This window comes from Kitasatospora sp. NPDC022856 (assembly GCF_055561235.1).
On the sequence record NZ_JBVHHE010000013.1, the window covers coordinates 112,415 to 135,726 of the forward strand.

Sequence of the window (23,312 nt, forward strand, 5' to 3'; positions counted from 1 at the left end):
GCCCACCACTCACCACCTGCCGCTCACCGGCAGCGCACGCAGCACAGGGGACCGTATGCACGCCTACCAGCACCAGCGGGAGTTCCACGGGCTCCCCGTGGTGGAGTTCTCCGGCGAGGCCGGCGCCACGGGCGACCGGCCGGCGCCGGGCGCCGCCGCGTGGCGGCTCGCCGTGCCCTACGGCGCGGGCACCGGCTTCGACGCGCTCTGGAACACCTTCCTCGACACGGTGGACCCGGACGAGGTCCGGGCGCTGCTGATCGGCCCCTGGTGGACCGACGGCTACGGGCCGGTGACCGACGCCCTGGCCCGGGTCGTCGGTGACGCCGGGCGGCTCCCCGCTCTCGAAGCGCTCTTCGTCGCCGACGTGACGTCCGAGGAGTGCGAGATCTCCTGGCTGGAGATGTCCGACGTCACCGTGGTGGCGGCGGCCTTCCCCCGGCTCACCGAGCTGGTGGTGCGCGGTGGCGGCGGGCTGGCGCTCGCGCCGTTCCGGCACGACCGGCTGAAGGCCCTGCGGTTCGAGGCGGGCGGGCTGCCCGGCACGGTGGTGCGGGCCGTGGCCGGCTCCGAACTGCCCGCCCTGGAGCGGCTGGAGCTCTGGCTCGGGGTGGACGAGTACGGCGGCGACTCGACCATAGACGACCTGGCGCCCCTCCTCGACGGCGCCCGGCTCCCGGCCCTGCGCCACCTCGCCCTGGCCAACAGCGAGTACCAGGACGAGATCGCCGCCGCCGTCGCGCACGCGCCGGTCGTGGCGCAGTTGGAGGTGCTCGACCTCTCGATGGGCGTGCTGTCCGACGAGGGCGCCGCCGCCCTGCTGGAGGGCCAGCCGCTGACCCATCTTCGGCTGCTCGACCTGCACCACCACTACCTCTCCGAGGAGCTCCAGCAGCGGCTGCGCGAAGCCCTGCCGGGGGTGGAGCTCGACCTCGACGAGGCCGAGGCGGAGTACGAGGACGACCCCGAGGACCGCTACGTCGCGGTCGCCGAGTAGCCCGGCGCGGTCCGGATGAGCACCCCCCAGACGGCCTCCCCCCAGACGGCCTCCCGCTTGGCGGCCACCCCGCAGGCGCCCAGGCCTCAGGCGCTCCGGCCGGCCGCGCCCCCGGCCGGTGCCGGGGAGGACGCGCCGCTGGCCGTCCTCGGCAATCCCGGGCACCGGCGGGTGACGCTGTTCGCCGCCGCCGCCCGCGCGGCCGGCCTGCCCGAGCCGGTCGTGCTGCCCTGGATCGACGTCCTGCGCGGCCGGTTCGTCGTGCCCGCGGGGAGCCTGCTGCGGATCGAGTCGCCCGGCGAGGACCCGGCCGTGGACGAGCTGCTGCGCGGCCCGGCCCTCGGCCCCTCGTACGCGCCGACCAGGGTGGAGGGCGGCGCGGCCTGGTACACGGGGGTGGTGGACGCCCTGCGCGCGGTGGCCCGGGTGCCGGGGGTGCGGCTGCTCGGCGATCCTGAGGAGATCGCCGTGATGTTCGACAAGCGGCGGGCGCACGCACTGCTGGCGGGCGCCGGGGTGCCGGTGCCGCGCGCGCTCGACGGCGCCGGGATCACCGGCTGGGCGGACCTCCGGGAGCGGCTGCGGGCCGCCGGGCTGCGGCGGGTCTTCGTCAAACCCGCGCACGGCTCCTCCGCGTCCGGCGTGGTGGCGCTGGAGTTCGGCCCGCGCGGGCAGGTGCTCGCCACCACCTCGGTCGAGCTGGCCGGCGGGCAGCTGCACAATTCGCTGCGGGTCCGCCGCTACCGGGACGAGCGGGAGGCGGCCGAGCTGGTCGACCGCCTGGCACCGGACGGGCTGCACGTCGAGCAGTGGATCCCGAAGGCCGCCCAGGCGGGCCGCTCGGCCGACCTCAGGGTGGTGGTGATCGCCGGGCGGGCCACCCACGTGGTGGTGCGCACCAGCGCACAGCCGATGACCAACCTCCACCTCGGCGGCGCCCGCGGCAGCCTCGCCGTGGCGCAGCAGGCCGCCGGCCACGCCTGGCGGGGCCTGCTGGAGACGGCCGAGCGGGCGGCGGCCTGCTTCCCCGGTTCACCGATGGTCGGCGTCGACGTCCTGCCCACCGCCGGGTGGCGCCGGGCCGTGGTCGGCGAGGTGAACGCCTTCGGCGACCTCCTGCCGAACCTGACCGGCCTGCCCGGCGGCCCGGCCGAGGGCCTGGACACCTACGCCGCCCAGATCTCCGCGCTACGACACCCGGGCCACCGGCCCGGGCCCAGGAACGACGCACCGACGACGGAACCGATGGAACCCACGCGATGAACCACCAGCACGACCACCGGGCGCCCGCGCCGACCGCGCCGGCGACACCGCCGGCGGCCGCCGCCGCGCCCGACATGAACGCCGTCGTGGGCACCCACGACCTGCTCCTCGTCACCCTGGACACCCTGCGGTTCGACGTCGCCGAGGAGCTGGCCGCGGCCGGGCGGATCCCGCACCTCGCCGCCGTCCTCCCTGGTGGCCGCTGGGAGCGCCGACACTCCCCGGGCAGCTTCACCTACGCCGCGCACCAGGCGATCCTGGCCGGTTTCCTGCCCACCCCCGCCGCTCCGGGCGGTCCGCACCCGCGGCTGTTCGCCGCCCGCTTCGCCGGGTCGGAGAGCACCGCTCCGCGCACCTGGGTGTTCGACGCACCCGACCTGCCGGGCGCGCTCGCCGGGCACGGGTACCGGACGGTCTGCATCGGCGGCGTCGGCTTCTTCAACAAGCAGGGCCCGCTCGGCTCGGTGCTGCCCGGGCTGTTCCAGGAGAGCCACTGGTCGCCGGAGATGGGCGTCCCCTCCCCCACCTCCTTCGAGGCGCAGGTCGCCAGGGCCGAGCAGGTCGCCGCCGAACAGCCGGCCGGGCAGCCGCTGTTCCTGTTCCTCAACGTCTCGGCGCTGCACCAGCCCAACTGGTTCCACCTGCCGGGCGGCACCCGCGAGGACGGGGACTCCCGGGAGAGCCACGCCGCCGCCCTGGAGTACGTGGACGCTTACATCGGCCGGCTCTTCGCGGCGATGAGCGCCCGCCGGCCGTGCTTCGCGATCGTCTGCTCCGACCACGGCACGGCGTACGGCGAGGACGGATACACCGGCCACCGGATCGGCCACGAGGTGGTCTGGACGGTGCCGTACGCGCACTTCACCCTCCCGGCCCGCCCGGCACCCGCCCCGACCGCAGCCACCCGCCCGACAGCCACTGCCACCGCCGCTGCCACCGCCACTGCCACTGCCACTGCCACTGCCACTGCCACTGCCGAGGAGACCGCATGACCACGGCCGCGGCCCCGACGACCGATTCGCCCTACCGGTCGTACGTCTACGCCTACCCGCACAAGACCGCCTACCGGCGGCTGCCGGAGCGTCCCGCGCTGCGCGAGCTGTGGGCCGGCGAGCCGCAGCACGCGCTCTCGCTCTACCTGCACATCCCCTTCTGCGAGGTCCGCTGCGGCTTCTGCAACCTGTTCACCCGGATCGGCAGCCCCGAAGGGCTGACCACCGCCTACCTGGACGCGCTCGACCGCCAGGCCGCCACCGTCCGCGAGGCCCTGGACGACGGCGCCCGGTTCGCGCTGGCGGCGTTCGGCGGCGGCACGCCCACCTACCTCACCGCCGGCGAGCTGGAGCGGCTCTGCGACATCGCCGAGCGGCGGACGGGCGTCGACCTGCGGGCGGTCCCGCTCTCCGTCGAGGCCTCCCCCGCCACCGCCACGGCCGACCGCCTGGAGGTGCTGGCCGCCCGCGGCGCCACCCGGCTGAGCCTGGGCGTGCAGTCGTTCCTCGACGAGGAGGCCCGCTCCGCCGTCCGCCCGCAGAAGCGCGCGGAGGTCGAGGCCGCCCTGGGGCGGATCCGCGCCGCCGGGTTCCCCGTCCTCAACATCGACCTCATCTACGGCATCGACGGCCAGACCGAGACCGGCTGGCTGCGGTCGCTGGACGCCGCGCTGGCCTGGGAGCCCGAGGAGTTGTACCTCTACCCGCTGTACGTCCGGCCGCTGACCGGCCTGGCCCGGCGCGGCGAGCAGGAGAGCCCGGCCGCCTGGGACGCCCGCCGGCTCGCGCTCTACCGGGCCGGCCGCGACCACCTGCTCGCCCGGGGCTACCAGCAGGTGTCGATGCGGATGTTCCGCCGCGCCGCCTCCCCGCAGGCCGGGAGCGGCGAGTACGCCTGCCAGACCGACGGCATGGTCGGCCTCGGCTGCGGGGCCCGCTCCTACACCTCGCGGCTGCACTACTCCTTCGACTACGCGGTGAACGCCACCGAGGTGCGCGGCATCATCGACGACTACGTGGCCACCACCGACTTCCGGCACGCCGAGGTCGGTCGGTACATGACGCCGGAGGAGGCCCGCCGGCGGCACCTCGTCCAGTCGCTGCTCCAGGCCGAGGGCATGCCGCTGGCGGACTACCGCGCCCGCTTCGGCAGCGCGCCCATCGAGGACTTCCCGGCCGAGCTGGCCGCGTTCGAGGCCCGGGGCTGGCTGGCGCAGGACGAGCTGCGCCTGATGCTCTCGCCGGAGGGGCTGGCGCACTCGGACGCGGCCGGTCCGATGCTGTTCTCGCCCGAGGTCCACCGGCTGATGGCCGAGTACGAGGCGAAATGACCTTCCTCGGCATGCCCGCGCCCCGGCCGGCCACCGGCGACGCCCGGCCCGGCCCCGACCTCGTACCCTCGGCGGCCTCCCGGCCCGCGCCGGACGACGGCGGGGTCGACCTGACCCTGCTCTACCGGGGCCCGCTGTCCTCCTGCGACTACGACTGCCCGTACTGCCCGTTCGCCAAGCGGCGTGACACGCCGGAGCAGTTGCGGGCCGACCGGGCGGCGCTGGAGCGGTTCACCGGCTGGGCCGCCGGACGGGCCGGTAGCGGCGACACGCTGTCCGTGCTCTTCACGCCCTGGGGCGAGGGCCTGGTGCGGTCCTGGTACCGGCGGGCGCTGGTCGAGCTGAGCCGGCTGCCGCACGTGCGCCGGGTGGCGATCCAGACCAACCTCAGCTGCCGAACCGGCTGGCTCGCTGAGGCCGACCCCGACACGCTGGCCCTCTGGGTGACGTACCACCCCGGACAGGTCGACCACCGGCGGTTCCTCGCCAAGTGCCGCGAGCTCGACGCGCTCGGTGTGCGGTACAGCGTCGGCGTGGTCGGCCAACCCGGGCACCTCGCGGAGGCCCGCCGGCTCCGCGCCGCGCTGGACCCGGCGGTCTACCTCTGGATCAACGCCGCCGAGGGGCTCACCTACAGCGACGCCGAGGCCGCCGACTGGACGGCGCTCGACCCGCACTTCGGCTACAGCCGGCACCCCCACCCCAGCGCCGGCCGCCCCTGCCGCACCGGGGAGTCCGTGCTCTCGGTGGACGGCGACGGCACCGTCCGCCGCTGCCACTTCGTCCGGGGCGTTCTGGGCAACCTCTACGACGGCTCGTACCGGCGCCAACTGCGCTCCCGGCCCTGCCCGTTGCCGGTCTGCGACTGCCACATCGGCTATGTGCACCTGGAGACCCTGCCGCTCTACGACCTCTTCGCCGGAGGCGTCCTGGAACGGGTGCCGCACGCCTGGTGACGCGGCGTACCCGGCCGCCCGCCGCCCGCGCGGTAGCGGGCCGCCACCCTCCGGGCACACCGGGCTTCCGGCGCCGCCGGCCCTGGGCAGATCGGCCCCGGCGAATCTAGCCTGGAGGGAGGAGGCGATGGCAATGCTTGGAGACGCACCGATGGTGGCCATCATCCCGGCGGCGGATCTCGCCCGGGCGAAGCGCTTCTACACCGACACCCTCGGCCTGAAGCTCACCGATGAGAACGAGCAGGACGTCAGCTTCGAGTGCGGCGGCACGGAGTTCGGCATGTACGAGACGCCGAGCGCCGGGCAGGCCGCGCACACGCTGGCCAGCTTCAAGGTCCCCGACCTCGACGGCGAGATGGCGACGCTGCGCGGCCGCGGGGTCACGTTCGAGGAGTACGACATGCCGGGTCTGAAGACCGTCGACGGCGTCGTGGAGGCCGAGGGCATGCGCGCGGCCTGGTTCAAGGACAGCGAAGGGAACATCATCTGCCTGAACGAGCGGACCGCGTGAGCGCACGGGCCGCCGGGTAGCATCCGCCCCCCGGCCCGCACCGTCGGCCCGCACCGTCGGCTCGTACCACCGTGCCGGGCACCACCGCCACGGTGGCGCGGGTGTCGGCGTGCCGCAGCCGCCTCGCCGGTGGACCGGCTCCGGCGAGGCGGTCGGGCCCGTTCCAGGGCGCCGGTACCGCCGACTGCCGGCACCGGGGCCACGAGGTCCGGCGTACCCGCCCGGGCGGGTACGCCGGTGCTACCTACCGGCCGCCCACTCCTGCGCCAGGCGCTGCTTCCACCCCTTCGGGGCCGGCCAGGCCACTCCCCAGGCGGCGAGCTGGGCCCGGGTCCACCCGCCTGCCGCCGTTCGGGCCGCCTCGACCTCCGCCGGGGAGGGCACGACCCTCGGCCGTGGGGACACCTCCGGAAAGAGGGGGATCGGCTCCGTCCCCGGCGACGGAGGCGGAGGCGCGGAGGCGTCCGGGGCGGGGGCGGACACCGGAGTGAAATCCGATGCCGGAGCCGGATCCGACAGCAGGGCGGGAACGCTCGCCGGCGCGCCGCTCCGCAGCCGGTAGGGGTGGGTGCGCCAGACCCAGCCGCGCCGGAGCACCAGCGCGGCGAGGTCCAGCGACCTCAGTGGCAGGGCCCCTGCGGCAGCCCTGACCTGATGCCAGGTCAGTTCGCCGCCCCTCGCCAGCGCTTCGTCCAGCGCGGCCTCCAACCGGCCGTCGACCGGGCGGTCCTCCAGGAGTCTGCGGGTCCTCCAGCCGTCGGTGGCCACCAGACCCCACCCGCGGGCCCGGCAGAGTGCCTCCACCGCACGGTACTTGGCGACGTTGACGGCGGTCGCCATCTCGTAGACCGGTTTGACCTCGATCAGGACGCAGCGCCCGTCGGTGGTGGCCACGAGGAGGTCCGGGTAGTAGGTGCGCCGGCGACCGTCGAAGTCGTAGCCGATGGCCAGGGGCTGTTCCTGGTAGTACGCGATCTGCGGGGCGAAGCTGAGCAGTTGGACGACCCGCCACTCGGTCTCCGACTCGTAGGCGACCTCGCGGCCCAGCTTGGGGCAGTGCCAGGACCCGGAGCGCCCGTCCTCCCCGGCCGTGTCCCGCAGGGCCGCCAGCTCCCCGCGCGGCGGGGCGGGCTGGGGCGCCCCGAACCAGCTGACTTCGGCCTCCAGTGCGGCCCAGCGTCGGGCGGCGCGTTCGATCCGCCCCTGCCGTGACAGTTCGCGACGCGCGGCGTCGTGGCGAAGGGCGCGCACGGTCACGGCCTCGGCCGCCAGGTTCTCCGCGCGCAGCTTCCGAGCACCGGCCAGTTGGGCGATCACCAGCGCGGCCTGCCGCACCGGGACCGCCGGCAGCAGCACCTCCGCGAGGTCGAGCAGTCGGGCCGACGCCGGGGGGTCCGCCACCGCTGCACCGGCGGTCCGGGAGCCGTCCAGCGGATCCGGCCCGTCCCCGGCGGGCGAGCCGTCGGGGCACGGTGGATCATCGACCCGGCTCAGCCCGGCGAGCAGGGTCCGCAGGCTCCGGGTCGCCGGCGCGGCGGTGCTCGCCATGCCGCGCACCGCCTTCACCTGGAGCTGGCGGACCCGCTCGCGCGAGATCCCGAACGCCTCCCCCACCGCCGCCAACGACTCGGCCGGTCCGTCGTGCAGCCCGAGGCGGCGGCAGACGATCTCGCGGCTCCGCCCAGCGGGTATCTCCGCCGCCGCGGCGGCGGCCAGCTCGCGGAGCAGCAGCACCGTGTCGGGGTCGCGCTCGGCGATCGGCGCCCAGTCGGTCGTCAGCCTCGACGCCCCGGGGCAGAGGCACTCCAGGAGCCAGTCGTCCAGCAGCAGACGCGCCTCGCCCTCCCACAGCCGTCGGGCGGCCGCCTGCCGCAGCGGGGCGGCCACGACCGCCAGGTCCGCCACGACCGGACGCGCGACGAACTCCGCCCGGCGCTCGGCCCGCAGCTGGTGCCCGATCGTCCGCTCCCACTCGGCCCGCACGTCATCGAGCCGGGCCGACCACTGCGGCCCGGCGGCGGGCTCGCCGCGCGTGGGCCCGGCCGGGGCAGGCTCCCCGGGGGTGGCCGCCGGAGCGTGACCGGCGGCCCGTCGCCGGCGCAGCCCGCGTGGGGGACGGCGGCGCGCGTCGAACACGCTCCGCCACGGATAGTCCGGGTCGACGGCCAGGCGCGCTCGGAGCCACTCCAGCTCGGCGCTCCCGACCAGCGCGACACCGGAGGCCGGTCCGCCGCCGGAAGCCGGACGGTCCTCGACCAGCTCGGCCTCGGGCAGCTCGGCCTCGGGCACGAGGCGGGCCAGCCGGGCGCCGATGGCCCCGGTCGTCCGGCCGTGCCGCCCGGCCAGTTCGGACAGGTCGAAACCCTCCCGAACGCCGTCGACAAGCCGCCCGGTCTCCTCGTCGCTCCACGCGCGGCCCTGCCGCGACGCGGGTGGCGGACCCTCCACGTTCCCCCCCCCGGGTTCGTTCACGAGGGATCCAGTATGCCTGCCGCCACCGACTGGACGCCGCCGCACCGGCGGGCCCGGCCGGTCAGCCTTCGGCGCCGTCGGCCAGGAGCGCGGAGTCGAGCGCGCCGGTCACCCGGTTGAGCAGGGCTCGCAGGTCGGCGAGGTCCTCGACCGGCAGGCCGGTGGCGGCGAGCAGCCTGCGCGGCACCTGCCCGGCGCGGTCGCGCAGCTCGCGCCCGGCGTCGGTGAGGCTGACGGTGACGGAGCGCTCGTCCTCGGGGCTGCGCTCCCGGCGGACCAGGCCGGCCGCCTCCAGCCGCTTGAGCAGCGGCGAGAGGGTCCCGGAGTCCAGGCGCAGGTGCTCGCCGATCCGCTTCACGGGCAACTCGCGGTGCTCCCAGAGCACCAGCATGACCAGGTACTGGGGGTAGGTGAGCCCCAGCTCCTTGAGCAGGACGCGGTAGACGCCGCCGAACGCGCGCGAGGCGGCGTTCAGCGAGAAGCAGATCTGCTGGTCGAGCCGGAGCAGGTCCTCGTCGCGGAGCGGCTGCTCGCCGTGGAGCAGGTCCGCGCCGGGCGCTCCGGGGCGGGCGGCATCGACGGAAGCGGCATCGACAGAAGCGGCGTGGACGGGCAGGGCGTCGACGGACGGCGCGTCGGCGGCGGCGGTCTCGGGGGGTGTTGCCATGCCTCCATGATAGCGGCCGTGCGCACCATTGAGTTGTGCGCAATTGAATTGCGTGCTCTACTTGTGCCCGGAAGGCGGCCCCACCGGCCGCCGGGGACAGAAGCAGTACGGACGCAGGACGAAAGGGACCAGACCCATGGACGCGATCTACACCGCTGTGGCCACCGCGAACGGCCGGGAGGGCCGCGCCGTCAGCTCCGACGGACAGCTGGACCTCGCGCTGGCGATGCCGCCCGCCCTCGGCGGCAGCGGCCAGGGCACCAACCCCGAGCAGCTGTTCGCGGCCGGCTACGCGGCCTGCTTCGCCAGCGCGCTGGGCCTGGTCGGCCGACAGGCCCGCGTCGACACCAGCGAGGTCTCGGTAACGGCCGAGGTCTCGATCGGCAAGGACGGCGCCGGCTTCGGCCTCGCGGTCGTCCTGCGGGTCGAGCTGCCGGACGCGCTGGCCGGCGAGGGCGGCGAGCTCCTGGTCAAGCAGGCGCACGAGGTCTGCCCCTACTCCCGCGCCACCCGGGGCAACATCCCGGTGGAGCTCGTCGTCGAGTAGCAGCCCCCGCCCCCCGGCACGTCAGGGCCCCGCCGCGCCGTCGGCGGGGCCCTGCGGCGTCATCCGCCGCCGGGCGGCTCCCCCGCGGCGGCCTCACCCGGTCCGCCGGCGTCCCGCAGGACGTCCAGGCGGTGCCGGTACTCCTCCGTGTCGATCTCGCCGCGCGCGAACCGCTCGGCGAGCAGCTGCTCGGCCGTCGGCGAGACCGCCCGGCGCGGCGGCCCGGACGCGGTCGCGGCCCACGGGCCCGGCGGCACCGGCCGCGCGCCCCGCGAGGTCCGCGACAGGTGGCGGACCAGCGCGACGGCCGCCAGGACGAGGACCGCCAGGACCAGCAGCAGCAGGAGGGCCAGCAGGCCGTAGCCCCAGCCGCCCAGGACGTGACCGTGGCCGTGCCCGTGGCGCGGACCGTTCCAGTGCCCCATCACGGCCTCCTCCTCCGGCCCCGCAGGGCCCATCGAGGTGATCGGCGCCTCATCACCATCCTGCGCCCGCAGGTGCTCCGGCGGACCTGAGGATTGTCTGAGAAACGCTCGCGACGCGCCGATCGTGCCCGTCGGGGTAGCGTTGCGGCCCATGGACCACCACCCGCCGGCCGACGACCGCGAGCAGCTCGTCGCGGCCGGGGTGCTCCGCCGCTACGAGGACCGCCGCCTGCATCCGGCCCTGCGCCACTCGCCGATCTTCTACGTCTCCAGCCGGCTCTGGGCGGAGCTCACCGCGCTCGCCATCGCCCCGGAAGCGGCCGCCGCCACGGCGCACGCGCTGCTGGCCACCATCGCCGACCAGGCCGTCGACGCCGCCCTCGCCCCCGGCAACGAAGGCGCCCCGCGCGACGACCTGTACGTGACGCACCCCGCCCACATCGGCCCGTACCGCCGGGTGGTCTGGTTCCAGCGCACCGGCCCGCGCGGCCTGATCACGGCGACGTTCCCGCCGGACCGGTGAACAGCGCTACCCCCGGGCCGGCGACTCCGACCCGGGGGCGGCCGCGCGGCCTTCGTCAGCGCTCTATCCGCAGGCTGTGGCAGGTCCAGCTCAGCCGGTCCGGGCCCGTGGCCGACGGCCGGTCGTGGTACGTGCCGTCCGCCACCGAGAGGTTGACGATCAGGTAGGCGTGGAAGTCCGGCCCGACCCCGCGCCGGTCCGCGTGCACGAGCGTGTCGCCGACGAACCAGTCCACCGAGCGCGCGCCCAGCACCGCCCGCAGGTCGAAGGTGGCGCCGGGGGCTATCCCGGCGTCGGCGCCGTGCCAGTACCGGGAGCCGCCGCGAACGTGGTTCGAGACCTCCAGCAGGTCCGGATGGTCGGGGTGGTACTCGAAGACGTCCACCTCGTTGCCGCCGTCCCGCCAGGTCCAGATGGCCGGCCAGGCGCCCGTCTCGACGGGGAGCGTGACCCGTGCCGTGAGCACGTCGCCGGTGCGGACCTGGAACGCCTCCGGGCTGCCCTCGGTGGTGAGCAGGCTGCACGTCCACAGGTCGCCGCCGTGCCGCCGGACGGCGGCGAACACGCCACCGGGGCAGTAGGAGCGGCTCAGGAAGTCCAGCTTGTGATCGCCCCGGTTGGTCGGCCCCATCCGGGGATAGGCGCTGCTGCGGCCCGCCACCCACTGCCTGGTCGAAGTGAAATCCGCGTCGAACACGACTGCCACGGCCGCCTCCCGGGTCACCCGGCGCGTTCGGCGGCCCGCTGCCGCCGCACACAAGGAGTGACTTACCCGATACTCTCCGCAGTATGCGAAGCGGACGCTCCGGGTCCGTGGTCAAGACGGCGGGACTCGACGGGACAGTGGCCGGCCCGGACCGGAGTCAGCCGACAACGGCGGCCTCGTCGCTGCTGCCGAGGCGGTCCGTCACCGACACCACGCCGTCCACCGAACGGCAGAGGCTCAGCACGATCGGCACCAGGTGCGGCGCCGGCACGCTGCCGCTGAGCACCACCCGGCCCTGGTCGACCTCCACGCCCACCTCCGCCGGGCTCACGCCCTCGATCCGGCCGAGCACCTCCTCGACGATCTCGCGGCGGATCACCCGGTCCTCGCGCAGGAAGACGCGCAGCAGGTCGCCCCGGCTCACCATGCCGAACACCCGGCCGTCCTCGTCCAGCACGGGCAGGCGCTTCACCCCGTGCCGGCTCATCAGCCGCGCGGCCGCCACCACACTGGTGCCGGGGGTGATGCAGACGGCGGGGCCGGTCATCAGGTCCGCGGCGGTGACGGCCCCGCCCGGCCCCGTCCGGGTCAGCTCGGGCGGCGGCACCAGGCTGCCCGGGTCCTCCTGGGCGGCCAGGGTGAGCAGCAGGTCCGCCTCGGAGACGATGCCGAGGGGCCGCCCGTCGGGGTCCACCACCGGGACCCCCGTGATGTCGTACTCGGTCAGCACGGCGACGATCTCCCGGAACCCGGTCTCGGGCGCGACCCGCACCACGGGACTGGTCATCACTGATTCGACGGTGGCATGCAGCACGCCGGTCACCTCGTCCACGAGCGATGTCGGCCGGACGACCGCCGTCCGGCCGGATATCTGGAGCATCCCTCCCGGCCGCGCCCCCGGCCAGGGGCCGAAGGGGCTGACATCCCGGGACCAACGGCACTGCCGTCCGACGCTCCCCTCACAGCGTACGGCGGTGCGGTCCGCTCGCCCGGCCGTCGAGCCCGGCCCGCTCCGGACGGCGGCCCGCGCGGGCGGGTGCCGGGCCGGTGCTGTGGCGGCCCGGACTGCGGGCGGCGAAGCTGACGGAGGGCGCGTGCGGCCCGCCCGCCGGCGCCGCCGCACCGAACCCCGCACCCCTGACGCGGCTTTCTGGGAGGCACCATGGCCGGACCGAGCACCCCCGACGCCCCGCTGCGCTGCCTGGTCACGGGCGCCACCGGCTACATCGGCGGCCGGCTCGTCCCCGAGCTGCTGGCCGCCGGGCACTCCGTCCGCTGCCTGGTCCGCGACCCGGGCCGGCTGCGCGACCACCCCTGGCGGGCCTCGGTCGAGGCCACCGCCGGGGACGTCACCCGGCCGGAGTCGCTGACCGGGGCCTTCGCCGGCATCGACGTCGCCTACTACCTGGTCCACTCGCTGGGCACCGGCCGTGACTTCGAGGCGACCGACCGGGCCGCCGCCCGGGCCTTCGGCGAGGCGGCGGCCCGGGAGGGGGTCCGCCGGATCGTCTACCTCGGCGGTATCAACCCCGCCGGGGTGCCGGCCGCCGAGCTGTCCCCGCACCTGCGCTCGCGCGCCGAGGTCGGCCGCCGGCTGCGGGCGAGCGGGGTGCCGACCGCCGAACTCCGGGCCGCGGTGATCATCGGATCCGGTTCGGCCTCGTTCGAGATGCTGCGCTACCTCACCGAGCGGCTGCCCGTGATGGTGACCCCGAACTGGGTCGACACCAGGATCCAGCCGATCGCCGTCCGGGACGTCCTGTACTACCTCACCGCGGCGGCCCGGCTGCCGCCGGAGGTGGACCGGGCCTTCGACATCGGCGGCCCGGACGTCCTCACCTACCGCGAGATGATGATGCGCTACGCCGCCGTCGCCGAGCTGCCGCGCCGGCTGATCGTCCCGGTGCCGGTGCTCACCCCCCGGCTCTCCAGCCACTGGGTCGGCCTGGTGACGCCCGTCCCCAACTCGCTCGCCCGCCCGCTGGTGGAGTCGCTGCGGCACGAGGTGGTCCGCGGCGAGCACGACCTGGCCGAGTACGTGCCCGACCCGCCCGGGGGCCCGACCGGCTTCGACGAGGCGGTCCGGCTGGCACTGCGGCGGATCAGGGACGCCGAAGTGGCCACCCGGTGGTCCTCCGCCACCCTGCCCGGCGCGCCGAGCGACCCGCTGCCCACCGACCCGGACTGGGCCGGCGGCAGCCTCTACCAGGACGTCCGGGAGCGCGACGTGGACGCCCCGCCGGACGCGCTCTGGCGGGTGGTGGAGGGCATCGGCGGCGAGAACGGCTGGTACTCCTTCCCGCTCGCCTGGGCACTGCGCGGCCGGCTCGACCGGCTGGCCGGCGGCGTCGGCCTGCGCCGGGGCCGGCGCGACCCGGCCCGGCTACGGGTCGGCGACTCGCTGGACTTCTGGCGGGTGGAGGAGATCGAGGCCGGGCGGCTGCTGCGGCTGCGCGCCGAGATGCGGCTGCCCGGGCTGGCCTGGCTGGAGCTGTCCGTCACCCCGGACGGCCTCGGTGGCAGCCGCTACCGGCAGCGGGCACTGTTCCACCCGCACGGGCTGGCCGGGCACGCGTACTGGTGGTCGGTGGCACCGTTCCACGCCATCGTCTTCGGCGGGATGGCGCGCCGGATCACCGAACGCGCCGCCGGATCCCGGAACACCGCCCCGGACGGCGCAACCATCACATGATCGACTCGTTGGACCGTCCGCCACCACACGACAGACGGCTCCGGGGAGAACGCCTTGGCAGGACGGATAGACGGCGGCGCACCGCCCCGGGGCGCGGGCGCGCGTCCGGTGGCCCGGGCCGAGGCGACCCTGGTCCGCCACTACCGCCGGCTGGTCCGGCTCGCGTACCTGGCCCTGCCGGCCGACCGGGACCGCCACAGCCGGGTGCTCGCCGCGCACGCCGCGGTCCAGCGGGCCCTGCCGTCCCGTTGGAGCAGGCTGCGGGAGCCGGCCGGTACGGACGAGGACCCGCTGTACGCCGCCCTGCGCCTGCGGGTGCTGCGCGGCGCGCTGCACCCGCGGCCCGCCGACCGGCTGCGGACGCCCCGGGTCTGGGGGCTGCGGCTGTTCACCCCCGGCGGCGGTGAGCGGGACGCGGCACTGGACCGCGAACTGGCCGCCCTGGGGGCACCCGCCCGGTCCGCGTTCGCGCTGCTCGCCGTGGAGGAGCTGACGCCCGAGCAGGCCGCGGAGGTGCTGCTTCAGGCCGGTGCGACCGACCCCGGGCAGGCCGTCGACGAGGCCGCACGGCTCTGCGCCGGACCGGATCACGGCCTGTCGGCCTTCGACCCCTGCGCGGTGCGCGTCCAGCCGACCGACCTGCTGCGCCGCCGCCGGGCCTTCGGTGCCTCGCTCGCGGTGGCCGCGCTCGCGCTCACCGGTACCGCCGCCGCGCTGGCCGGCCCCGGTGCCCCGGCCCCGGCCGGCGCGCCCGCCCGTCCGCTCGCCGTCCCGCCGGGCGGAACAGCGCCCGACCCGGCCCGGCTGCTCCGGGTGGCGGCGGACCAGTGGCAGCACACCGCCCGGATCGACTTCTCCGCCTGGCCCGCCCGCGGCGACCGCCGTGACGACACCGCCCTGCTCGGCCGGGCGCTCGCCGCCTGGTCGAGCCCCGGCCCGCGGACCCGGCCCGAGCCGGGCACCCCGGCCGCCCCGCCGCAGGGCCCGCCCCAGCTGCTGTTCGCCGGCACCGTCGACGGCGCGGCCGTGGTGGTGCTCTACGACGGCGGGCGGCTCGCCCGCTGGACCGACGGACCCGGTGGCGGGCTGGACCTCGCCCGGGCCGACGACTCCTCCGTCACCACCGCCGGCGCGGTGGTGCTGCACCGTCAGGGGGCCACCGCCCGCTACCTGCTCGCCCCGTGGATCGACGCGGCCGACACCCGCCGGATCGACCAGCCGGACGTACCCGCCAGGGCGCTGGACCGCGTGGACGGCGTGACCGCCGCGGCACCCGGCGCGAGCACCCCCGGTTCGCGCTCCTCGGGGGCGCTCGCGGACTGCCTGGGCGCCACCGTGCTCCAGTTGCGCTCCTCCTCCACGATCGCCGAGAAGCACTCCTTCCTGCTGGCCGACCTCGGGGGGCTGGTGCCCGCCCACCTCAGCTACACCCCGCCGCCGGACCGCACCCAGCCGGCCCGGCAGCCCCGCGAGGCGGTCGGCCAGGACGCGCTGCTGGCCTGGGCCCGCGCGGGCTGCGCCGTTCCGGACGGCACCCCCGGTGTCAAGCAGCTCAACCTCTGGGCCTTCGCGGTGCAGCAGCTGCCGCAGAACGCGGGCGCGGCGTCGTGGGTCTGCCTGCGCGCCGATCGCTGGAACGGCGAGGGCAGCGCCGCGACCGCCGTGCTGCTGCCGAACGCCCGGGGCCCGCAGCGCACGGGCGGCGGGCCGGGCCGGGCGTGCAGCCGGTTCGAACAGGACACGGTGGGGTGGACGTGGTGGCGCTCACCGCAGGGCACCGAGTTCCTGCTGGCCGCGGGCAGCAGGCGGGTCGGCCGGATCACGGCCAAGGGACCGGACTGGTCGGCCGACCGGGCCACGCCGGACCACACCCTGGCGGTCGAGCGGCCCGGCCGGGCCGCCGTCACGCTGGAGGCGGTGCTGGACGGCGGCACCCGGATCGCTCCACTGCGGTGAGGGCGGCCGCGGGAGCCTCCCCCTCGGCAGCCGCCCCCGGTGCGCCCGCCGGCCGCGGGCGCACCGACGCCCGACGGTGCCTCAGGCCGCCCAGCGGGCCCGGACGTCCAGGCGTCGCAGCAGCGGGTGCGCGTCCCCGGCGGTCCCGGGCCCGGTCCGCCGTCCCGTCACGCGGCGCGCCCACCAGGCGGACGCCAGGTTCGAGGAGAGCAGCGGGCGCCCGCTGGTGTCCTCCCGCGCGAGCTCGGCGAGCGCGCCGAGCGTCCCCATCCCGGTCCCGGTGAACAGCAGCGCGGAGTCGTCGGGGATCCCGTTCTCCTGCTGGTGGGCCCGTATTCGCTCGCGGATCCGGCCCGTGGTCACCTCGTAGGGGTCGAAGTGGTCGGACCCGTCCGGGGCCGTCCCGGCGGGCACGAGGACGACGCCGTCCACCGTGAGCCCGGCCCGCTCCCAGAAGGCGCGGGAGGTCGCGGTGAGCCACGGCTGGTAGGGCGAGACCAGGGTCAGCCGGTTCACCCCGAGCGCCTCGCAGGCGGCCAGGATCGCCTGCGTCGAGGAACTGACCGGGAACCCTGAGCGGTTCGACATCTCCTCGCACAGGGCGCGGTCGCCCGCCGGGTCCAGCAGGTAGTGCGAGGCACTGCAGGCGACCACGGCCGCGTCCAGCCGCATGCCGCCGAAACCGTCGAGGGTGTCGGGAAGGACCCGGTTGTAGGTCTCCAGCATCTCCCGGAGCTCCACCCCCGGCGTGGTGGGGAAGCGGGAGGTGTACACGTGCACGGCGGCACCGATCAAGCGGTTGAACTCCGGCTCCGCCGTGGGGTTCTCCGGGGGGACGACGACTCCGAGTCTGGGCAGCGAGAAGAGATCCATGGCCGCACAGTAGGCCGAACGCCGAGACAGGGGACAGATCCGCCGACGTTAAGCGACAGACCACTCACAAGCGCTTTGCACGCCGTTCCCGTTATTGACATTCCTTGACACTCCCCCACACATCCCTGACCCGAATCCCCTTGTCCGCCACATCCGTTCGGTGAACCCTGGTGATCACAGCCGCCCCGTGGACCGGACCGCACACGCGTGGCCACGCGGCCGGCCTCCCTGGGGCCGGCCCTTCCCCGAAGGAGCACGCCCCGTGCCTGCCGCCGCAGAACACGCCGGAAGGAAGCAGGTGCACCTCGCCGTGCAACTGCCGGCCATCCACAACGTGACCGTCTGGTCGGACCCCCGTTCCGAGAGCCAGATCGCGATCGACTCCTTCATCCGGCTCGCACGGACCGCGGAACGCGGCAAGTTCGACTTCTTCTTCCTGGCCGAAGGGCTGCGGCTGCGCGAACACAAGGGCCAGATCTACGACTTGGACGTGGTGGGCCGTCCGGACAACCTGACGGTGCTCGCCGCGCTCGCCGCCGTCACCGACCGGCTCGGGCTCGCCGCGACCGTCAACACCACCTTCAACGAGCCCTACGAGGTGGCCCGCAAGCTGGCGAGCCTGGACCTGCTCAGCGGCGGCCGGGCGGCCTGGAACGTGGTCACCAGCTACGACGCCTTCACCGGCGAGAACTTCCGCCGCGGCGGCTTCCTCGCCGAGGCCGACCGCTACACCAGGGCGGCCGAATTCCTGCAGACCACGCGCGAGTTGTGGGACAGCTGGGCGGACGGCGACGTACCCGCCGACGCGGCGGCCGGCCGGTTCGTGCGCCCCGGCGCCGGCACCTTCGCCCACCGCGGCACGCACTTCGACATCGCGGGCCGGTTCACCACCCCGCGCGGCCCGCAGGGCCATCCGGTGATCATCCAGGCCGGGGAGTCGGACGTGGGCCGGGAGTTCGCCGCCTCCGACGCCGAAGTCATCTTCAGCAAGTACAACCGGCCCGACGAGGCCCGGGCGTTCTACCGGGACGTGAAGTCCCGGCTCGCCGCGTACGGCCGGCGCCCGGACGACCTGAAGATCCTGCCCACCGCGACCGCCGTGGTGGCCGACACCGACGAGGAGGCCACCGCGTACGCGGACGAGATCACCCGCGCGCAGGTGAGCCCGCAGACCGCGATCGCCCACCTGGAGGGCGTCTGGGGCCGCGACCTCTCGGCGTACGACCCGGACGGACCACTGCCCGACATCGAGCCGGAGCCGGACGCCCTCCTGCTGAGGGGGCACTCGGTGTTCCGCAAGGGCCGTGAGGAGACGGCGCGGCGGTGGCGCAAGATCGCCGTGGAGCGCGGGCTGAGCATCCGTCAACTGATGATCGAGGTCCACGGCGGCCAGAACTTCGTCGGCAGCCCGCAGACCGTCGCCGACACGATCGACCGCTTCGTGCAGAGCGAGGCGGCCGACGGCTTCGTCCTCGTACCGCACCTGACGCCCGACGGCCTGGGCGACTTCGTGGACCGGGTGGTTCCGCTCCTCCAGGAGAAGGGCGTGTTCCGCGAGGAGTACACCGGAACGACGCTCCGCGACCATCTCGGCCTCGGCTCCCCGAAGGAGACCTCGTGACCGCCACCCCGTCCGACTCCCCGCTGCACCTGGCCGTCGCGCTCGACGGCGCGGGCTGGCACCCGGCCGCCTGGCGGGCCCCGGACGCCAGGCCGTCGGAGCTGTTCACCCCCGGCTACTGGGCGGGCCTCGTGGCCGAGGCCGAGCGGGGGCTGCTCGACTTCGTCACCCTGGAGGACGGCCTCGGTCTGCAGTCCGAGCCCTTCCACCGCCCCGACGACCGCACCGACCGGGTCCGGGGCAGCGTCGACGCCGTTCTGCTGGCCGCCCTGCTCGCGCCGCTGACCGACCGCATCGGCCTGGTACCGACCACGAACGTCACCCACACCGAACCGTTCCACCTCGCGACCGCCATCGCGACCCTGGACCACGCCGCCCGCGGCCGGGCGGGCTGGCGGCCGCAGATCGCCTCCCGCGCCTCGGACGCCGCCCACTTCGGCCGCCGCACCACCCCGCAGCTCACCGACGACGACATCCGCGACCCCGAGCTGATCGCCAAGCGGCTACGCCCGCTCTTCGCGGAGGCCGCCGACGTGGTCGAGGTGGCACGACGGCTGTGGGACAGCTGGGAGGACGACGCGGAGATCCGGTCCGTGCCGACCGGCCGCTTCATCGACCGCGACAAGCTGCACCACATCGACTTCGAGGGCGAGCACTTCAGCGTCCGGGGGCCGGCGATCACCCCGCGCCCGCCGCAGGGCCAGCCGCTGGTCGCGAGCCTGGCCCACGCCTCGACGCCGTACGAGTTCGCGGCCCGCGCCTCGGACGTCGTCTTCGTCACCCCGCACGACCGCCCCGGCGTCGAACGGATCCTCGCGCAGGTCGACGAGGCCGTCGCCGCCACCGGCCGTGACCTGCGGGCCAGGCCGCTGCGGCGGTTCGCGGACCTGATCGTGCTGCTGGACGACAGTCCGGCGGCCGCCGCCGACCGCAAGGCCCGGCTGGACGAGCTGGCAGGCGCCGAACTCGCCTCGGACGCGGTGGTGTTCACCGGCACCGCGGCCGCTCTGGCCGATCTGCTGCTCGACTGGCGCTCGGCCGGGCTGGACGGCTTCCGGCTCCGCCCGGCGGCGTTGCCGCACGACCTCGAAGCGATCACCCGCGCCCTGGTACCGGAGTTGCAGCGCCGGGGTGCCTTCCGCAAGGCCTACACGGCGACGACGCTGCGCGGGCACCTGGGGTTGGAGCGGCCGGTGAACCGGTACGCGCGGGTCTGACCTCGGCCCGGTGCGCTCAGGGGTGCGCCGCGGCGGGCCTGCTCAGGAGTGCGCCGCGGCGGGCCTGCTCAGCGGTGCGCCGAGGCGGGGTCGCCCGCCGGCTGTCGGCCGAGGGCCTCGCAGCCGCGGCGCACCGCCTCCACCGCGGTGAGCCGGCCGCCCTGTGCGAACGCCGCCGCGAAGGCGGCCGCCCCCAGGACCTCCACGGCGGCCGCGGCGATCCGGTCCGTGTCACCGCGCTCGGCGGGCGGCAACGGGGCCCCCACACCCCGGCGTGCCGCGTCCGCGGCGCCGAGCAGCAGGGCCGCGCACTCGGCGCCGCGCCGCCCGGCCGCTCCCCGGCCGGCGACCGCGGCCGCGCCGGCCAGGCCCTCCAGGGAGAGGGCGAGCGCGCGCGGTTCGTCGAGGGAGCGGGCGACCGCCCAACCGCTCAGGTGCCGGTCGGCCGCCAGGTCGGCGTCGCCCCGGAGTTCGGCGACGAAGCCGAGCTCCGCGAGGAGCAGGTGGTCGCCCGCCTCCGAGGACACCTCCGCGTAACCGTCGCGGATGTGCACCAGATGGGCCTCGGCGGCGGCCAGGTCCCCCGAACGGCGGGCGCCGAGCGCGAGGCCCATCTCGGAGTGGATCTCCCCGTACTTGTAGCCCTGTTCGGCGGCGATCCGGCGGGCCTGTTCGTGCAGCTCCCGGCCCCGTTCCCAGTCGTGGGCCAGCAGGGCGAGCCGGCCCAGCCCGGACAGCCGGGCCGACACCTCGGCCTCCAGCCCCAACTCCCGCGCGATGTGCAGCCCTTCACGCTGGCGGCGGGCCGCCTCCGGATACTCCCCCTTGATCTCGGCGAGCGCGGCGAGCGGTGAGACCGTCTGCAACTCGCCCCAGCCGTCGCCCAGTTCGCGGAAGAGCGCGGCACTGCGCAGACCGTCGCGGCCGAGACCGGCGAGGTCGCCACGGACCAGGGCGAGGGTGGCCCGCAGCCCGAGTGCGGCGGCCGTGCCCCACTGATCGCCCTCCTCGGCGAAGACCGCGAGGGCGCGCGCGTTCAGCTCCTCGCCCTCGGCGGCCTCGCCCGCGCTGAACAGGCCGTACGCGCAGAGCCACAGGGCCCGGGCGCGGCGCACCGGGTCGGGCACCGCACCGGCCGACGCGACCGTGCAGGCGAGCGCGTGCGCCTCCGCGCGGTCGCCGGTGAGGAGTGCGAACGCGCCGTGCAGGAGCGCGAGTTCGGAGCTGGGCCGGGGAGCGGCGGCGAGCGCGGCGGCCAGGCTGCGGCGGCCCTCGGTGAGCCGGCCGCGCAGCAGCCACCACCAGGCCAGGGCGGTGGCCAGCCGGACCGCCTCGTCGCCGTCCCCTTCCGCGGTCCGGCGCAGCGCCTCGTCGAGGGCCGCGCGCAGATTGCCCGCCTCGGCGTCCAACCGGGCGAGCCAGGGCCGCTGGTCCGCGCCGCGCAGCCGGGGCTCGGCGCGCTCGGCGAGCGCGAGGTAGTGGCGCAGGTGGCGGCCGCGCACGGCGGCGAGGTCCGCCATCTCGTCCAGGCGTTCGGTGGCGTACGCGGCGACGGACTCCAGGAGGCGGTAGCGCCGCCCGGTGGGCTGGTCGACGACGACCACCAGGGAGCGGTCGACGAGCCGTGTCACCAGGTCGAGGACCTCGTAGCGGGTCACGCCGTCGCCCGCGCAGGTGGCCTCCGCGGCGTCCAGGTCGCAGCCGTCGCTGTGCACCGCCAGGCGGCGCAGCACGATCCGTTCGGGTGCGCTGAGCAGCTCCCAGCTCCAGTCGATCACCGCGCGCAGGGTCTGCTGGCGGGCCGGGGCGCCGCGGCGGCGGGAGCTCAGGAGCCGGAACCGGTCGCCCAGCCGGGTCGCCAGCTCCCGGACCCCCAGGGTGCGCACGCGGGTGGCGGCGAGTTCCAGGGCGAGCGGGATGCCGTCCAGCCGCCGGCAGATCTCGGCGACGGCCTCGCGGTCGGCGAGGTCGCCGCCGCCCGGGTCGCGGGGGAAGCCGGGGTCGTGGGCGGCGGCGCGCTCGCTGAACAGCCGCACGGCGTCGTCGGTCGGCAGCGGCTCGACCAGGAACACCGCCTCGCCCGTCAGGCCCAGCGGCTCCTGGCTGGTGGCCAGCACCCGCAGGTCCGGTGCGGTGCGCAGGAGCAGCTCGGCGAGTTCCGCCGCCGCGTCGACGACGTGCTCGCAGTTGTCCAGGACCAGCAGGGTGCGGCGGTCCCGCAGCGCCGTGGCGAGCCGGTGGACGGGCGAGGCGGGCCCCGCCCCGCCGCCCGTGCCCGGCGGCGCGGGGGCGTCGTCCCGGACGCCGAGCGTGGTGGCGACGACCTGGGCCAGGTCGGCGGCGGTGCCGCCGCGGACCCCCGCGAACTCCACCAGCCAGATCCCGTCGGGGCGGTTCCCGGCCGGCTCCCGCGCGGCCACCGCGGCGGCGGCCGCGACGGCCAGCCGGGTCTTGCCGACGCCGCCGGCGCCGGCCAGGGTCACCAGGCGGGTGTCGTCCAGGAGCCGGGACACCTGGGTGACGGCCGCGTCCCGTCCGATCAGGCGGGTCAGCGGGACCGGCAGGTTGGCGTGTTCGCCGGCGGGCGGGGCGGAGGCGGGGGCCACGGGCGGGGCGGGCGTCGGGGTGGCGGGGTCCACGGGCGCGGCGAGCGAGGCGGCGGCGGCCGGTGCCGAACCGGCCCGCGCGGTGCCCGGGCCGGGGTCCGGGCCGGGGTCCGGGCCGGGGTCCAGGCCGGGGTCCGGGCCGGGGTCCAGGCCGGGGTCCGGGCCGGGGTCCAGGCCGGGGTCCTGGCGCAGGACGGCCCGGTGGAGGGTGGTCAGCGCGGGGGCCGGGTCGACGCCCAGCTCCTCGGCGAGTCGGGCGCGGAGGTCCTCGTAGCTCGCGAGCGCCTCGCTCTGACGGCCCGCGAGGTAGAGGGCGCGCATCTGGACGGCGCGCAGCCGCTCGCGCAGCGGGTGCCCGGCGACGAGGGCGGCGAGCTCGCCGGCGAGCAGCGCGTGGTCACCGGCGAGGAGCCGCGCCTCGGCCTGGTCCTCCAGGACGGCGAGCCGCTGCTCGGCGAGGCGGCACGCCGCCGACCGGACGAACTCCTCGTCGGCGAAGTCCGCGTACGCCGGCCCCCGCCACAGGTCGAGGGCCTCGGTCAGCAGTTCCGCCCGGGCGCGCGGGTCGCGGACGCCACCGGCGTCGGCCACCAGGGCGGCGAAGCGGTCGGCGTCCAGCTCGCCGGCGCCGCGGTCCAGCCGGAGGCGGTAGCCCGCGCCCTGGCGCAGCACCCGCTCCCGGCCGAGCACCCGGCGCAGCTGGGAGACCTTGCCCTGGAGCGCGCCCTCGGGCTTCCCGGGCGGTTCATCGCCCCACAGGTCCTGGATGAGGCGGTCGGCGGAGACCGGACCGCCGCCGTGCGCCAGCAGGTCGGCGAGGAGTCCCCGGACCTTGACCTCGGGGACGGTGATCTCCTCGCCGTCGTCGCCCCACACCACGAGTGGTCCCAGTACCCCAAACCGCATGTCGGTCACCGTACCGCGCCCCGGTGGCGCCGGACCGGCCCGGGGGGATCT

Annotated in this window: 19 protein-coding genes; 12 read left to right on the plus strand and 7 right to left on the minus strand. The window is 76.1% G+C overall.

Features of this window, described 5'->3' with window-relative positions:
• Positions 1-55 precede the first annotated feature (55 nt).
• The 6 genes from ACZ34W_RS18300 (at position 56) to ACZ34W_RS18325 (ending at position 6,050) form a co-directional block, all read left to right on the plus strand.
• On the plus strand, positions 56-997 hold the full coding sequence (locus ACZ34W_RS18300; RefSeq protein ID WP_329491380.1) for an STM4015 family protein: 942 nt from the start codon (positions 56-58) through the stop codon (positions 995-997).
• A 15-nt stretch (positions 998-1,012) separates the two neighbouring features.
• The gene (locus tag ACZ34W_RS18305; RefSeq protein WP_465605352.1) at positions 1,013-2,260 is read left to right on the plus strand and encodes an STM4014 family protein; all 1,248 of its coding nucleotides are present in this window, start codon (positions 1,013-1,015) and stop codon (positions 2,258-2,260) included.
• Between the two features lie 74 nt (positions 2,261-2,334).
• Complete coding sequence (locus ACZ34W_RS18310) at positions 2,335-3,252, plus strand: STM4013/SEN3800 family hydrolase (protein ID WP_465605510.1); 918 nt, start codon at positions 2,335-2,337, stop codon at positions 3,250-3,252.
• Entirely contained in the window at positions 3,249-4,583 is a 1,335-nt protein-coding gene (locus tag ACZ34W_RS18315; RefSeq protein WP_465605354.1) for an STM4012 family radical SAM protein, read from the plus strand. Before ACZ34W_RS18310 ends, ACZ34W_RS18315 begins: the two co-directional genes overlap by 4 nt.
• The gene (locus tag ACZ34W_RS18320) at positions 4,580-5,539 is read left to right on the plus strand and encodes an STM4011 family radical SAM protein (protein ID WP_465605356.1); all 960 of its coding nucleotides are present in this window, start codon (positions 4,580-4,582) and stop codon (positions 5,537-5,539) included. Before ACZ34W_RS18315 ends, ACZ34W_RS18320 begins: the two co-directional genes overlap by 4 nt.
• 127 nt (positions 5,540-5,666) lie before the next feature.
• Positions 5,667-6,050: a VOC family protein gene (locus ACZ34W_RS18325; protein ID WP_329491376.1), complete on the plus strand. Its 384-nt coding sequence runs from the start codon at positions 5,667-5,669 to the stop codon at positions 6,048-6,050.
• Between the two features lie 240 nt (positions 6,051-6,290).
• Here ACZ34W_RS18325 and ACZ34W_RS18330 read toward each other — a convergent pair whose 3' ends face one another.
• Together ACZ34W_RS18330 and ACZ34W_RS18335 are read right to left on the minus strand one after the other, a co-directional pair.
• Complete coding sequence (locus tag ACZ34W_RS18330; RefSeq protein ID WP_465605358.1) at positions 6,291-8,522, minus strand: TnsA endonuclease N-terminal domain-containing protein; 2,232 nt, start codon at positions 8,520-8,522, stop codon at positions 6,291-6,293.
• A gap of 61 nt (positions 8,523-8,583) precedes the next feature.
• Entirely contained in the window at positions 8,584-9,066 is a 483-nt protein-coding gene (locus tag ACZ34W_RS18335) for a MarR family winged helix-turn-helix transcriptional regulator (protein WP_465605512.1), read from the minus strand.
• Positions 9,067-9,325: 259 nt separating this feature from the next.
• On the opposite strand from ACZ34W_RS18335, the gene ACZ34W_RS18340 reads away from it, so the two are divergent.
• Positions 9,326-9,736 (plus strand): organic hydroperoxide resistance protein, encoded by a 411-nt coding sequence (locus ACZ34W_RS18340; protein ID WP_352290759.1) that lies wholly within the window; start codon positions 9,326-9,328, stop codon positions 9,734-9,736.
• A 59-nt stretch (positions 9,737-9,795) separates the two neighbouring features.
• Here the strand turns inward: ACZ34W_RS18340 and ACZ34W_RS18345 are convergent, their stop codons facing one another.
• Positions 9,796-10,161: an SHOCT domain-containing protein gene (locus tag ACZ34W_RS18345; protein WP_465605360.1), complete on the minus strand. Its 366-nt coding sequence runs from the start codon at positions 10,159-10,161 to the stop codon at positions 9,796-9,798.
• 151 nt (positions 10,162-10,312) lie between these two features.
• On the opposite strand from ACZ34W_RS18345, the gene ACZ34W_RS18350 reads away from it, so the two are divergent.
• Positions 10,313-10,684: a hypothetical protein gene (locus ACZ34W_RS18350; protein WP_465605362.1), complete on the plus strand. Its 372-nt coding sequence runs from the start codon at positions 10,313-10,315 to the stop codon at positions 10,682-10,684.
• Between the two features lie 55 nt (positions 10,685-10,739).
• Here the strand turns inward: ACZ34W_RS18350 and ACZ34W_RS18355 are convergent, their stop codons facing one another.
• Both ACZ34W_RS18355 and ACZ34W_RS18360 read right to left on the minus strand, forming a co-directional pair.
• A complete protein-coding gene (locus ACZ34W_RS18355; RefSeq protein WP_329491371.1) occupies positions 10,740-11,390 on the minus strand; it encodes a beta-glucanase in 651 nt (216 codons plus the stop codon).
• 157 nt (positions 11,391-11,547) lie between these two features.
• The gene (locus ACZ34W_RS18360) at positions 11,548-12,270 is read right to left on the minus strand and encodes a CBS domain-containing protein (protein ID WP_329491370.1); all 723 of its coding nucleotides are present in this window, start codon (positions 12,268-12,270) and stop codon (positions 11,548-11,550) included.
• A gap of 282 nt (positions 12,271-12,552) precedes the next feature.
• On the opposite strand from ACZ34W_RS18360, the gene ACZ34W_RS18365 reads away from it, so the two are divergent.
• Both ACZ34W_RS18365 and ACZ34W_RS18370 read left to right on the plus strand, forming a co-directional pair.
• Positions 12,553-14,082, plus strand: a complete 1,530-nt coding sequence (locus tag ACZ34W_RS18365) for an SDR family oxidoreductase (protein ID WP_329491369.1) — start codon at positions 12,553-12,555, stop codon at positions 14,080-14,082.
• 54 nt (positions 14,083-14,136) lie between these two features.
• The gene (locus ACZ34W_RS18370) at positions 14,137-16,038 is read left to right on the plus strand and encodes a hypothetical protein (protein WP_329491368.1); all 1,902 of its coding nucleotides are present in this window, start codon (positions 14,137-14,139) and stop codon (positions 16,036-16,038) included.
• Positions 16,039-16,119: 81 nt separating this feature from the next.
• On the opposite strand, the gene ACZ34W_RS18375 is transcribed toward ACZ34W_RS18370, so the two are convergent.
• Complete coding sequence (locus ACZ34W_RS18375; RefSeq protein ID WP_465605365.1) at positions 16,120-16,911, minus strand: maleate cis-trans isomerase family protein; 792 nt, start codon at positions 16,909-16,911, stop codon at positions 16,120-16,122.
• 262 nt (positions 16,912-17,173) lie between these two features.
• Between ACZ34W_RS18375 and ACZ34W_RS18380 the strand changes: the two genes are divergently transcribed.
• Together ACZ34W_RS18380 and ACZ34W_RS18385 are read left to right on the plus strand one after the other, a co-directional pair.
• On the plus strand, positions 17,174-18,532 hold the full coding sequence (locus ACZ34W_RS18380) for an NtaA/DmoA family FMN-dependent monooxygenase (RefSeq protein WP_465605367.1): 1,359 nt from the start codon (positions 17,174-17,176) through the stop codon (positions 18,530-18,532).
• Positions 18,529-19,749 carry an LLM class flavin-dependent oxidoreductase gene (locus tag ACZ34W_RS18385; RefSeq protein ID WP_465605369.1) on the plus strand — a complete coding sequence of 407 codons (1,221 nt, stop codon included), beginning with the start codon at positions 18,529-18,531 and terminating at the stop codon, positions 19,747-19,749. The genes ACZ34W_RS18380 and ACZ34W_RS18385 overlap by 4 nt, the downstream gene beginning before the upstream one ends.
• Before the next feature lie 68 nt (positions 19,750-19,817).
• Here the strand turns inward: ACZ34W_RS18385 and ACZ34W_RS18390 are convergent, their stop codons facing one another.
• Positions 19,818-23,261, minus strand: a complete 3,444-nt coding sequence (locus ACZ34W_RS18390) for an AfsR/SARP family transcriptional regulator (protein ID WP_465605371.1) — start codon at positions 23,259-23,261, stop codon at positions 19,818-19,820.
• Positions 23,262-23,312 lie beyond the last annotated feature (51 nt).